At 60.0% G+C, this 12658-nt stretch carries 12 protein-coding genes and 1 pseudogene; 6 read left to right on the top strand and 7 right to left on the bottom strand.

Translation table 11 applies throughout. The features are described 5' to 3' along the window. Nucleotides 1-1625 precede the first annotated feature (1625 nt). Nucleotides 1626-1892: a PepSY domain-containing protein gene (locus tag MUU55_RS28810; RefSeq protein ID WP_244764215.1), complete on the top strand. Its 267-nt coding sequence runs from the start codon at nt 1626-1628 to the stop codon at nt 1890-1892. Nucleotides 1893-2018: 126 nt separating this feature from the next. Continuing rightward, on the top strand, nt 2019-2507 hold the full coding sequence (locus MUU55_RS28805) for a DUF3597 domain-containing protein (RefSeq protein ID WP_244764214.1): 489 nt from the start codon (nt 2019-2021) through the stop codon (nt 2505-2507). A gap of 85 nt (nt 2508-2592) precedes the next feature. Here MUU55_RS28805 and MUU55_RS28800 read toward each other — a convergent pair whose 3' ends face one another. Genes MUU55_RS28800 through MUU55_RS28785 form a run of 4 tightly spaced genes read right to left on the bottom strand, consistent with a single transcriptional unit; the run spans nt 2593 to nt 7564 of the window. After that, nucleotides 2593-3768, bottom strand: a complete 1176-nt coding sequence (locus MUU55_RS28800) for a catalase family protein (RefSeq protein ID WP_244764213.1) — start codon at nt 3766-3768, stop codon at nt 2593-2595. After that, on the bottom strand, nt 3768-6017 hold the full coding sequence (locus tag MUU55_RS28795) for a xanthine dehydrogenase family protein molybdopterin-binding subunit (RefSeq protein WP_244764212.1): 2250 nt from the start codon (nt 6015-6017) through the stop codon (nt 3768-3770). The genes MUU55_RS28800 and MUU55_RS28795 overlap by 1 nt, the downstream gene beginning before the upstream one ends. A gap of 9 nt (nt 6018-6026) precedes the next feature. Then, nucleotides 6027-7043 carry an FAD binding domain-containing protein gene (locus MUU55_RS28790; protein ID WP_244764211.1) on the bottom strand — a complete coding sequence of 339 codons (1017 nt, stop codon included), beginning with the start codon at nt 7041-7043 and terminating at the stop codon, nt 6027-6029. Beyond that, a complete protein-coding gene (locus MUU55_RS28785) occupies nt 7040-7564 on the bottom strand; it encodes a (2Fe-2S)-binding protein (RefSeq protein WP_244764210.1) in 525 nt (174 codons plus the stop codon). Before MUU55_RS28785 ends, MUU55_RS28790 begins: the two co-directional genes overlap by 4 nt. 233 nt (nt 7565-7797) lie before the next feature. Here MUU55_RS28785 and MUU55_RS28780 point away from each other — a divergent pair, with 233 nt between their 5' ends. The 4 genes and pseudogenes from MUU55_RS28780 (at nt 7798) to MUU55_RS28765 (ending at nt 9197) form a co-directional block, all read left to right on the top strand. After that, a complete protein-coding gene (locus tag MUU55_RS28780; RefSeq protein ID WP_244764209.1) occupies nt 7798-8100 on the top strand; it encodes a DUF982 domain-containing protein in 303 nt (100 codons plus the stop codon). A gap of 77 nt (nt 8101-8177) precedes the next feature. Then, nucleotides 8178-8372 (top strand): DUF2934 domain-containing protein, encoded by a 195-nt coding sequence (locus MUU55_RS28775; protein ID WP_244764208.1) that lies wholly within the window; start codon nt 8178-8180, stop codon nt 8370-8372. A 220-nt stretch (nt 8373-8592) separates the two neighbouring features. Then, entirely contained in the window at nt 8593-8826 is a 234-nt protein-coding gene (locus MUU55_RS28770; protein ID WP_244764207.1) for a DUF2934 domain-containing protein, read from the top strand. A 4-nt stretch (nt 8827-8830) separates the two neighbouring features. Then, nucleotides 8831-9197 (top strand): annotated as a pseudogene (locus MUU55_RS28765) (HD domain-containing protein). An 18-nt stretch (nt 9198-9215) separates the two neighbouring features. On the opposite strand, the gene MUU55_RS28760 reads toward MUU55_RS28765, so the two are convergent. The 3 genes from MUU55_RS28760 to katE all read right to left on the bottom strand — a co-directional run bounded on the left by MUU55_RS28760 (nt 9216) and on the right by katE (nt 12656). Then, a complete protein-coding gene (locus MUU55_RS28760; protein WP_280519173.1) occupies nt 9216-9797 on the bottom strand; it encodes a cysteine hydrolase family protein in 582 nt (193 codons plus the stop codon). A gap of 85 nt (nt 9798-9882) precedes the next feature. Then, entirely contained in the window at nt 9883-10383 is a 501-nt protein-coding gene (locus tag MUU55_RS28755; protein ID WP_244764205.1) for a YciE/YciF ferroxidase family protein, read from the bottom strand. A 113-nt stretch (nt 10384-10496) separates the two neighbouring features. Beyond that, on the bottom strand, nt 10497-12656 hold the full coding sequence (gene katE, locus MUU55_RS28750; RefSeq protein ID WP_244764204.1) for a catalase: 2160 nt from the start codon (nt 12654-12656) through the stop codon (nt 10497-10499). Nucleotides 12657-12658 lie beyond the last annotated feature (2 nt).

Raw genomic sequence — 12658 nt, 5'->3', positions numbered from 1 at the left:
GAAATTTCCATGCCATTTCTAGTCTCCCTATGTTGGATAAGGGAGTTTGGCACCCGGATTTGAAACCTGCAACCTGCTCTATTTTGGGCTGTTTCGTTCTCCGATGAGGTATCAACGCATATCTGCACGACGATCATTCTCCACCCGCCATTTTCTCGGTTCAACATTTGCCCCGCCTCGTGCGGGCCTCTTTGTTTCGCGAGAGGTCTGTGATGGATAACGTATATGGAAGAATCCTTTCCTTCCGGGCTCGTCTGCAATGTAAGTGCTTCTCTTCCGAAGGAAGTCGATTGTTAAACGGCAGTGTAGAGCTGCTTGGCTGATAAAGTCGACTCGGAACAATCCACGTGCCGATATTGTTCTCAGTGTCCGGAGAACGTCCATCGGAGACTGTTTTGCATCAAGTCAAACATCAAAAGGAAAGCCAACGACGCGCGCGTCTTGCATGCTATGGAAATTTGGACATGCGCAACCGTCTCCAGTCGATGTATCGCGTCGAGCAAACTGCGGATTCGAGGTTCGATGATGTGCTCAAACGGCTCGATGAGGCAAGTTCCGGCCAGCAGGAGAACTGCCGGAGCAACTAGCGACCCAGCGAGCGGGAAGGATTTCCTGTCGTCGAGTCGAAACGGAAATACGCTCTGCCCCCTTCTTCGTCCCCGCATTTCAATTAGGCACGACGTCATTGTGGGAGGTTTTCTCGGATTCTCGAACCTATTCCGCAATGGGGGGCACGCGTCTCGGTTTTCGCCACCGGGATCGTTCGATTGGCGACGGACTGCCGCTCATACCTTTCGCGCGGATTCCGTACGATGTGCCTGAAAACCTAAACTCGGTTCAATACGATTTTGCTCGTGACGACTGCTTTGCCCGTTGCAGGATCCCGGTCGGTCGTCGTCAACGTCAGGCCTCGGGAACCTGATTTAGCGACCGACAACTTGGCGCTACGGTCGCCGTTAATCTCCTTGGCCCACCGGATCGTGAGGTTCAAGGAGTTTCCGTTTCGTTTTCCTGAAAGGGTCGCTGGCCCGGAACCCGCTCCTATGTACGATCCCTCGTATGAACCGCCGTGGCGAGCCAGCTCAGCGTCTATCGATCTCGAGACAACCACAAGCCCGCGGCACCTCCCATTCAAGGAAAGCGTGGTTTCGGTTGCCGTTGATCGAAAGGAGCACGTCACATTGATCGGGCCTCGATTGGTGCGCAGCCTTACCTGTCCCTTTCCTTCATACTTTCCCTCAAGCGACGTTAGAAATTGTTCTTCGCTGGCTACGGCCTTATCCGCCTGCATAAACGCAAGGCCGCTTGCCAGAACTGCGATTGCAATCCGTCTCATGGTTCGCTCCTTTGATACGATGGTACGGAAAGACGGTGGTGCCGAGGGAAGTTCCATGGCGCAGCCGAGCAATAGGCGCCACCTCTTGGTTTTTCACAATTCCGGGCTGGGGTCGGAGGCGGATGGTGATCAATATCGGACGGGCGTCGCAAATCGCCTACCACACCGAGTTGGGCGAGTTTTGTGTAAGGTAGGCCGTTCAACTGCTCGGCCAAGCCGGCAGTTCTTCCGTTGGAACCTGCGACCACCCACGCCGTTTGGCGTTTCGATCATTGTGACGGAGAGCAACATGAAAACTCAAATCGCTATCGCTGTCGGCGCTCTTATTATCTCTTTCGCGGCCGCGGAGGCCCAGGACGCAAAACCACGGGCGGAGGACGGCAAAAAACCCTCGGAGATACTGGGGGAAGTGGAGCGGCGCCCGGACTTCCAGCGCCTCATCGAGATGTCTTGGAACGACCGCGGCTACTACGAGATCGAATATCGCACGACCGACAAGGCGAAAGTGGAAATCAATATCGACGCCAAAAGCGGAACGCCGGTCGATCAGGAATAGGAGAGTGTGCGATGATCGATCCGCGTAAGAGGCGCATTACTGCGGGATTCTGTGAGCTTCGAGGAGAATATTGAAACCTCTAAGCCGTTCTCTAATCTCAATTTCGCAAACACAAAGGAGCCGTCTATGGGCATTTTCAGCCGTATCAAGGAAAAACTCTTCGGTTCAGCAGAAAACCAAGGGGGCACACCGGTAACCTCCGGTGCCAGCAGCACGGTAACCGCTGACACGACAGCCCCTGCAGCGACCGATAAGCGGGATGAATCGGAGAAAATGGCTGACCCAGCAACCCCCGATGAAGTCACCGCGACACTTTCGGGCGCGCATTCCGCTCCCGTGATGACGACATCCGCGGGACAGGTGGATGTTGCAGCGGTCATGGACGCTGCTGTCAGAAGCAATGGACAGAAGCTTGACTGGCGCCGTTCGATTGTCGACATGATGAAGGCGCTTGATCTGGATTCGAGTCTTTTGGCGCGCAAGGAACTGGCCGATGAGTTGGGCTTTACGGGAGACAAGGATGATTCCGCCGGAATGAATAACTGGCTTCATAAGGCGCTCATGAAGGCCTTGGCAGATAACGGGGGGAAGGTGCCAGACGAACTGCTCGACTAATCGCGGCGCATGAATAACCGAGGGAGCGGGGATGCTAATACGTTTGGCTTCCCCGTTTCCAACGCCATTCTTGGCTGCTGTGATATCAGTCAGGCGAGAGAACGTTCCGGTTAGCCGGAATGCGCTTCTCTGTAGGCAAAATTGCCTCCAATCCCGGCTCACGTCGCGTGAACGGACAAGACAACGGCTCCGTAACCGGCGTCGCATTGCGCTGAGAGCGGAATGCCGCCGACTTCTCATAGGCCAGCTTGCGCAGCCGCATGATTGAGCCGAGCGGCTGGTGGGCCTCGACACCGTTCCATGGATCGAACCGCATGCCGTCATCGACCGTGTTGGAGCGCTCTTCGTTCCACGCCTGTTGGGGATCCACGATGATCCGGGCGATTGTGATAAATGGGCTGGTCTTCTCATCCCAGGGAGAGATGCCTTCGACGGGCATCGCATCAAGATCGGTACAAAGCTGGATCTGTAGATGCCAGATTGCCGTATCCTCGGCGAAGAAGTGCTCGACTTCATGGCGTATGGCGTTTGAGTCCTTGCCGATATCGAGCCGTGCATTTGCGAGAGCCCGGAGATTGTCCGAGGCGGGTACGACGCCGACTTTCGCAACATAGTCGCCATACCGAATGGGCACTTGCGAATAGAAGCTCTCGCCAAGGATATGGGTTGGCGGATTTCCTCCGAGCGCTTTCAGCATCGCGCTCTGGCCACCAACAGCCTCGACAATGTATTCCATGCCCCTGAATACCTTCGAGATAAGCTCCTTCAGGCCTTCAATCCGATCGGTGGTCAAAGCGAGCATCCTGAGATTCTTCAGAAACGCCTCTCCGCTTGGTGAGTTGAACTCCTTGCCGTTGGCCAGCACGAAGTCCTGGTTGGATGATCCCTCGGAGCCAGGCAGCCGGGCACCCTCGACATCAAGAACCTTCAAAGCCATACCGCGCGGCGTCGAGACGCTATCGTGCAGCAGATCACCGGGCGTCGTTGAAAGCCGGATGACGCAGGCATAAGACTGTGATTTGCTGAAAATGCCCTGAGTAAGTTCCGGTGGCAGATCAGCGAGCACCTCCAGACGCGCCGCAAGCAGGCCGTGGCTCTTGGCGTGGACGCATCGCATTGCGTGGCCGCTATCGGCATAGGTCTTCTGCGCGATAGACAGCATGGTCTCGGCAAGGTCGCGAGCGATTTGCGGTTCATCGGGTTCGATCTGCTCCACGTCGGGACGGTAGCGGAGCGGCGTGATGGCAAGGCGCTCAGTCATCAAACGGCCTCGCTCTGGAGAATCTTGTCTACAGTAATCGGCAGGGTACGGATGCGTTTCCCTGTGGCGTGGAAAACCGCGTTCGACACGGCCGCGGCAACACCGACGATGCCTATCTCGCCGAGGCCCTTGACGCCAATCGGGCTTGCCATGTCGTCGTCCTCCTCCACGAAGATCACCTCGATGTCGCGGATATCCGCATGGGCGGGCACATGATATTCGGCGAGATTGTGGTTCATGATCCGGCCGGTGCGATGGTCGATCATGCCCTCCTCGTGAAGCGCCATGCCTATCCCCATCACGATGCCGCCGAGGATCTGGCTGCGGGCAGTCTTGGGATTAAGGATGCGTCCGGCGCCGATGGCGCTCACGACGCGGGTGACCCGCACGATGCCAAGCTCCTCGTCCACCTTCACTTCGACGAAGACCGCCGAATGGCTGTAGGAGGCATATCGCATCATGGTCAGCATATCCGGGCCGACCTTGGCATGTTCCTCGATCGCCTCGAGCCCCGCCGCCTCCAGGATGTCAACCATTGAAACGCCGATCTGGTGATTGCTTTCCAGGACGAGGCGGCCTTCCGCAATCTCGACCTGCTGCACTTTCGCCTCCTTAAGCGGCGAGTTCTCCATAGACTGCGCATGCGTGAGAAGCGTCTTGATGACCGCCTTCGCGGCCGCCTGCACGGCCGATCCTGTGGTCGCAGCCGTCCAAGAGCCGCCCTCGACGCCAGTCTTGGGAAGGTCGGATGCGCCGATCTCGACGCTCACGGCGTCGACCGGACAGTCGAAGGCTTCCGCCGCGAGCTGGCCGAGGATCGTATAGGTGCCGGTGCCGATATCGGAGGCGGCAGCGCTGACGGTTACGCTGCCATCGACCGACAGTCGGACCTTCGCCTCACCCTTCGACATCATCGCCTCCCAGATGCCGCCTGCCATGCCCCAGCCGACGAGATCGTCGCCCTCGCGCATGGAGCGCGGCGCGGCAGACCGCTCCGCCCAACCGAACCGCGCCGCGCCTTCACGATAGCAGGCGTGCAGCGCCTTGGATGTGATCGCCTTGTCCTGGTTCTGGTCGCGGTGGACAAAATTGCGGATGCGCAGTTCCAAAGGATCGATGCCAGCCGCATAGGCCAGCTCATCCATGGCGGCTTCCAGTGCGGTCATCCCGGTGGCTGCGCCCGGCGCGCGCATGTCGCCTGGCGTTGCGAGATCGAGCTTGGCGATCTCGTACGATATTTTGACGTTCTCGCATTTATAAGCGAGGCCCGACCAGTTCGCCACGTTCTCCTGGTAGTCCTCATGGCGCGATGTGGCATGAACGGCATGGTGCATCACCGCCTGCAGATGGCCTTCGGCGTCGGCCGCGAGCGACACGGTCTGGATACAGGACGGGCGCCATGTCAGGTAGAACATGTCTTGTCGCGTCATCTCTACCTTCATCGACCGGTTCAGATCGAGACTTGCCATGACAGCGAAGAACAGCTGGTGCTTGGGTCGCAGCGCCTGGCCGAAGGCGCCGCCGACGAAACTGTTCTTCACAACCACTTTGCCCGGGTCGAGGCTGAAGACACCGCAGATATAGTCGCAGCTATTCTGCGAGCCCTGCGTCTTGTCGTGGATGGTCAACGCGCCGTCCGTGCCGAGGAGAACGGTGGAGGCGAAGAGTTCCATCGGGTTGTGGTGCTCCCCGGAAAGAACATAGTCGGCGGAGACCCTGTGGGCGGCGGCGGCGAATGCTGCTTCCGCATCGCCTCTTGGCGGTGGCGGCATGAATTGCTTCATGCGCGGAACGGGGGGTTCGTAGCTCTCGTGACGCTGAGCGACAATGTCGGTGTGCGGCTCCTCCGAGAGGTATTCGATCTGGACCAGCCCGGCGGCGTCCCGTGCCGCTTCCGGGCTTTCAGCGACGACGAAGGCAACCGGCTGGCCGTCGAAGAGGACGCGGTCGTTTTCAAGCGGGCGGAACGGATGACCGGGTAGCGCGACCGCATCCTTCCACCTGCTGTCCCGGTAGGCCGTTTTGGGCCGGTTGTCGTGCGTGTAGATCTTGACGACGCCCGGGAAATGTTCGGCTGCTGCCGTATGGATGGCGCGGATGCGACCGGTGGCGATGGTCGCAGACACCACATGCCCGTAGAGCATGCCCGGCCCGAAATGTTCCGCCGCATATCGTGCCTGGCCCGTCACCTTCAGCGGGCCGTCGATGCGCGAGACCGGCAGGCCGACGGTTTTGGATTGATTGAGCATGTTCGCCTCCTACTGGATCGCTTTAACGGTTTGATCCTGCGGATGGCCGCTCACGGCCTGCCGCAGCGCGCGCACGATGGCGCGGTGGGCGAGAGGGATCTTGAAGTCGTTGTGGCCCCGGCCTTCCGCTCCTGCCAGCAAGCGATCGGCGAGGCGAATGAAGGTCTCCTCTCCAGCTGGCGCACCGGCAAATTCCGCCTCGGCCAGTGGATCGCGCCAAGGCTTGTGGGCAACCCCGCCGAGCGCGACACGCACTTCGACGAAACGCCCGTCGGCAACCTGCACGGCCGCAGCGACGGAAACGAGTGCGAAGGCGTAGGAAAGGCGGTCGCGCAGCTTCAGATAGGTGTGATGCCCGGCGAAATGATTGGCTTCGAGCCGGACGCCGGTGACGATCTCGCCACGGCGGAGCGTGTTGTCCCGGTCCGGCCCGTCGCCGGGCAGGCGATGGAAATCGGCGAAGCCGATCTCGCGCGCGCCATCAGGCCCCTCGACCTCCACCGTCGCGTCTAGCGCTGCCAGCGCCACGCACATGTCGGAAGGATGCACGGCTATGCAGGCGTCACTTGCGCCGAGGATTGCGTGAATGCGGTTAAGGCCGCCGATGGCCGGACAGCCGCTTCCAGGATCACGCTTGTTGCAGGGCGATGCGGGGTCATAGAAATAATAACAGCGCGTACGCTGGAGCAGATTGCCGCCGGTTGTCGCTGCATTGCGCAGTTGCGGCGAGGCGCCGGCGAGGATGGCGCTCGACAAGAGCGGAAAGTGTTGCTTGACGCGCGGATCGTAGGCGACAGCCGAATTGCTGACCAGCGCCCCGATCCGCAGGCCGCCGTCGGGCAATTCGACGATCTCCTTCAACGGCAGACGATTGATATCGATCACAGCCTCTGGCTCAGCGACATCATATTTAATCAGATCGATGAGATTGGTTCCGCCAGCCAGCAACTGTGCCTGCGGATTGGCCATCAGCGCAGCGACCGCGTCGCGAACGGATTCGGCGCGGGTGTAGGAAAAGGGTTTCATTCAGCGGCCTCCCGTTGGGGCGTTCCAGCCTGGGCGGAGAGCACCTCCTCAATGGCATCCGCAATGTTCGTGTAGGCGCCGCAGCGACAGAGGTTGCCGCTCATCAGTTCGCGGATCTCGTCGCGGCCTTGCGCATGGCCTTCGTTGATCAGGCCGACGGCCGAACAGATTTGACCGGGTGTGCAATATCCGCACTGAAAGGCATCGTGCTCGACGAAGGCCCTTTGCAAAGGGTGCATGTCGCCAGGTGTGCCGAGACCCTCGATCGTGGTAATCTCTGCGCCGTCGAGCGTGACGGCAAGCTTGAGACAGGAATTTATCCGCTCGCCATCGATCAGCACCGTGCAGGCGCCGCACTGCCCGTGGTCGCAGCCTTTCTTGGTGCCGGTCAGCTCAAGCTCGCTGCGCAACAGGTCGAGCAGGGTTGTCCAGGGATGGACCTCTACAGTCTGAGCAATGCCATTGATATCGAGGATGAGCGAAGAGGTGGGGAGGCCCGATTGAGCGCGCGGAGTGTCCATATCTTCTGCCTTTTCATTGCCGGAACTGTTCGCTAACGAGAGGCATCCTCTATTGTTCCGGTGCGCGCTAACCGGCATCTTGGTTGGCCAAGCGCAACGCCCGAAATGCCGGTTTCCGACCTCGCATATCGTTGCATGGGGAACTCGGCCCGACGGTTGCCGGCCGCTTTTGAAAACAGGGCAATGAAAACCAAATTGGTAGCGCCAGAATTGTCATTGAAAGGAGGATTGCGATGCTGGCTAATATCTACTTCTCTGTTCCCCTTCAGGTGTCCTTCCCCAATGGGGTGACGCGCTCTTTCGAGAGCGTTCATGACACCGTCGATTTTCTCGAAAATGAATGGCCTCTGCGTCATGGCGAGCGTTACAAACGCGCGCGGGACAAATGCCGCGCTGCGCTCTATCGCATGACGCCTGTCGCAATTGCGCGCGAAGCGTTCGTGGCCGCGTGCCTGGAGGCCGGCCTGCCCGTTCAAGGTCTCCCGCCAGCGTGGCATCGCTCCGGCCCTTCATCACCACCGCGAATGAGCGCCTAGCTTAGGTTCGCTGAACGCCGTTTGGAACATACGCACGCGCCGCCGGTTTGATTTTCACCATCAGCAGGAGGTTCCCGATGACCAACGACCGTGAGGACAAGATCCGCGCCCGCGCCTATGAAATATGGCAACGCGAAGGCTCCGAAGACGGGGTAGCGCTTGATCACTGGATTCAAGCCCAGGAAGAGGTGGATGCCGAGCCTGGAGCCGATACAGAGGAAAGCGCGCGAGATCCTGACAACCTTGAAAACCGCCCTCCGCCGCCCAGTTGAGGCGGCGCGTCAGACCAAGCATTCTTAACGCAGCCGCTCGACCCTCACAAAGGCCGGGCGGCTTTTCCGTTCGTACGGAATCGAACCCTTGCCGCTCCGGGCATTTGAATCGCGCATGCCAACCCTATTGTCATGCATTCTGGTCGTCGCACTCGGAGTGGAGCACGGCTAGTCGCCCAATGGCGATATGTGAGGGGAATATCAACGGAGGAGAAAATCGATGACCGATGCCGATCGATATGAACAAATCCGCCGGCGTGCCTACTGGATCTGGGAAGAGGAAGGATCTCCGACCGGTGAGGATCTGCGCCACTGGGCAATGGCGGAAGCGGAGTTCGAGGCTTCGAGGCAGCGGGCCAGCGGAGACGCCGCCACGACTGAAGCACCGGAAGTGGAAATCTCGACCGGAGATGAACCGCCTCGCAAGAAAATCAAAAGGACCGAAGGACCTTGAGCCCGTGAACCACCTCGATCACGCAATTCAGGTCGCCCAGTCGGCGCATGAAGGCCAAGCCGACAAGACCGGGCGATCCTATTTCGAGCACTGTCGTCGCGTATCTGCATGATGTGGTCGAGAAGGGCAAAGGTTGGACGCTGGATCGGCTGCGGGAGGAGGGTTTCCCGCCCGACGTCATCAGCGCGGTGGATGCGATGACGCGGCGAGAGGATGAGGAGTGGGAGGCATTTGTCCGCCGGGCTGCTTCGAACTCTGTCGCAAAGCCCGTGAAGCTGGCAGACCTTGAGGACAATCTTTCGCAAGTGCAGACGATCGGCGAGGATGGTCAGAAGTATCTGCGAGCCCTTCGTCTAATCACTGTATGCTGACAGTCTCTCGGCAGGCGCCTAGCCGGCAACCGACGACAGGAACGCCTCGGTCAACATCACTTCCATCTGTGCTGTAAAGCGGCTTTCGAGTAGTTTCAAGGACGCGTCATGCGTCTCGTCCGTGCCACTGCAGACGGCATCCGTCAGGATGATCGCGCGATAGCCGAGATCGATGGCACCTAGTGCCGTGGCGAGAACACAGACATTGGTCTCACCACCGGTGATGACCAGCGTCTCCACGTCGTGTCCCTTTAGATAGGCGTGTAGCCGTCCGTCGATCCAGGGAGAATAGGTTCGCTTGTCGAATAAGATCGCGGGCGGCGTAAATGCTGCGAGTTCCGGGAGGAGGCCGTACATCTCGGCCGGCAGGTGCTCGGCCGTCATCATCCACCACTTCTCATAGTAAGCGCGCCACATGCCCGTGGCATCGGCGGCGCGGTTCGGTGGGAGAAACCGGGAGAAGATCGTGCGCTCGGGATGGCGGCCCACGACTTCCAGGACTTCTGGCGAGACCCGCTCCATCCAGGCGACTTTCCAGGGCGTGTCTTCAGCGAACATGCGCTGCATATCCACGCAGATATGTCGCCACGCACCGTACATGTCCACTCCCGTCGCTTCCCATTGGACCGGGCGTCTTTCGCCGCGGAAGAGACGGGCGGAGAGCCGCTTCTCCGCCCGTTCCGCGTCATGCGGCCTTGGTCTTGCCTTCGCGGTTGACCTTGGCCTCGGCAAGCTGCGTCAGGGCCTGATCGGTCTTGGTCTCCTCGGCGAGCGTCTGGTCGAGCAGCTTGGCGACATCGGTCTTGCCAAGCTGCATGGCCCAGGACTTCAAGGTGCCGTAGCGGGCGATTTCGTAGTGCTCGACGGCTTGGGCAGCGGCGAGAAGGCCGGCGTCGAGCGCGGGCGAGCCCTTGAATTCCTCGAGGATTTCCTGGCCTTCTTCGAGAATGCCGTCGATGGCCGGGCAAGTCTTGCCGCGCGCCGGCTTGCCGAGAAGCTCGAACACCTGCACCAGCCGCTCGACCTGGCCTTCGGTTTCCTGCAGGTGCTTGTCGAATGCGGCCTTCAGATCCTGCGCCTCGGCGCCGCGGATCATTTTCTTGAGGCCGGCAATGATCTTGCGCTCGGCGTAATAGATATCCTTGATACCGTCGAGAAACAGGTCTTCCATTGTCTTGGTGGGCATCGAGCTCTCCTGTTGTTGTGAACATTTGCCTAGATGGCAGGCGCGATCGCGCGGGGAGCTAACCAGCCTTGTGGACCTTTGTTCCCCGCGGATGCGGCAAGGCAAGCCATCCGCTATGCGGACGGAACGGATGCCTTGCCGAGCTTGACGCAAGGCTCGCGTGCCCAAAGGCGCAGCTTGCCGAGTTCCGCGACGAAGGCTGAGAGGCCGTCTTCACCAGGCAGTTCGATGACGCCTTCATCGAGCTTGTCGGCGATTCCGGCCCTCTCCAGAAGCGGGAAGGCGTCGGCGACATGGCCGATGAACTTGCAGTGCTGGAAGGCATCGGCGACGAAGTCGCGCGCGGTCGCCTCCTGCAGAAGATCGTCCATGGCTCCATTGGCCGGCAGCAGTGCCACCGCGTCGAAAAGCACGGACGGGCCGCCATCGATCATGAACTGCGCTGGTACCCACGATCCGTCGGACGCTGTCACGCCACCAACTTTCGGAGCGATCAGGGCGACCTCAGCCTTTTCCGCCAGAATGGCGTCCTGCAGGCCGGTCAAGAGGTCGATATCGACGCCGTCCGTGATGAGGATGCCAAGCTTGCGCCCCTCGAAGCGTTTCGGTCCCCGCTCCACGATGCTCAGCGCCGGCGAGGGCTCGAGGTCCTGCCGTGTCGGCATTGCGGCATCGGCGGGTTTCGGCATGGACTGGAAGCCGAGCTTTTCGCCGACGGTGTTGGCCAGCGTCTCGTCGATGTTCATCAGATGCGAGACGACGCGCTCACGGATCACGGGTGTCTCGACCTTGCTGAGCTCAAAGGTGAGCGCGGCCGCAATGTGCCGCTGCTCCGCCGGCGTCTGGCTGATGTAGAACTGGCGCGCCTGGCTGTAGTGGTCGGCAAAGCTTTCGGGGCGCAGCCTCACCTTCTGGCCCCGCTCTTCCGCGAGGAAGTGCGGGAAGCCGGCGACCGGCGATTCACGCGGTCCTTCGCCCCAGGAATTGGGCTGATAATTGGCGCGACCGACGGGATTGCGCATGGCCATATGCCCGTCCTGCTGGAAATGATGGAAGGGACATTTCGGCGCATTGATCGGTATATGTGTGAAGTTCGGGCTGCCAAGGCGCTTGAGCTGGGTGTCGAGGTAGGAGAAGTTACGACCTTGCAGCAGAGGGTCGTTGGAAAAATCGATTCCGGGCGGGACGTTTTGCGTCATGAAGGCGACCTGCTCCGTCTCGGCGAAGAAGTTCTCCGGCATGCGATCGAGAACCAGCCTGCCGACCGGTTTTGCCGGAAGCACCTCCTCGGGGATGATCTTGGTAGGGTCGAGGATGTCGAAGTCGAAACTGTCGGCAAAATCCTGATCGAAGAGCTGGAGACAGAGTTCCCATTCGGGGAAGTTACCAGCCTGAATCGCATTCCACAGGTCGCGGCGATGATAGTCGGGATCGGCGCCGTTGATTTTCACGGCCTCGTTCCAGGCGACGGATTGCAGGCCGAGCTTGGGTTTCCAGTGGAATTTGACGAAGGTGGACTCGCCCTTGGCGTTGACCAGGCGGAAGGTATGAACACCGAACCCTTCCATGAAGCGGAAGGAGCGCGGAATGGCGCGGTCCGACATGACCCACATGATCATGTGCATGCTTTCGGGCGTCAGGCTGATGAAGTCCCAGAAATTGTCATGTGCGCTCTGAGCCTGCGGGAAGGCGCGGTCGGGCTCCTGCTTCACCGCATGCACCATGTCGGGAAACTTGATGGCGTCCTGGATGAAGAAGACCGGGATATTGTTGCCGACGAGATCCCAGTTTCCCTCCTGTGTGTAGAGCTTGACGGCAAAGCCGCGGACATCGCGGGCGAGATCGAACGAGCCCTTGTTGCCGGCGACGGTGGAGAAGCGCACGAAGGCCGGCGTCTTCTCGCCGGCGCGCTGGAAAAGGTCCGCCCTCGTATAGGCGGCGAGTGATTCATAAGTCTCGAAGAAGCCGTGCGCACCATAGCCGCGCGCATGGACGACGCGCTCGGGAATTCGCTCGTGGTCGAAATGGAAAATCTTCTCGCGGAAATGAAAGTCATCGACCAGCAGCGGCCCGCGTGCGCCGACGCGCAATGAGTTCTGGTCGTCTGCGACTGGACCGCCTTGTGCGGTGGTCAGGATCGGCGTTTCGCCCTCGGCGGCTTGGTGCAACTCGCCGCCATTGCCACGCACCAGTTTCTGGTCGTGGATCTGCGCGGCCTTTGCCGTGGATTTTGAGGATTTCGTCGCTGTTTTCGGTGATGTGTTCTTGGCCATGG

This window comes from Shinella curvata, assembly GCF_022899935.1.
GTDB lineage: Bacteria > Pseudomonadota > Alphaproteobacteria > Rhizobiales > Rhizobiaceae > Shinella > Shinella curvata.
Note: the sequence above shows the minus strand (reverse complement) of the source record. Positions and strands in the feature narration are given on the sequence as shown.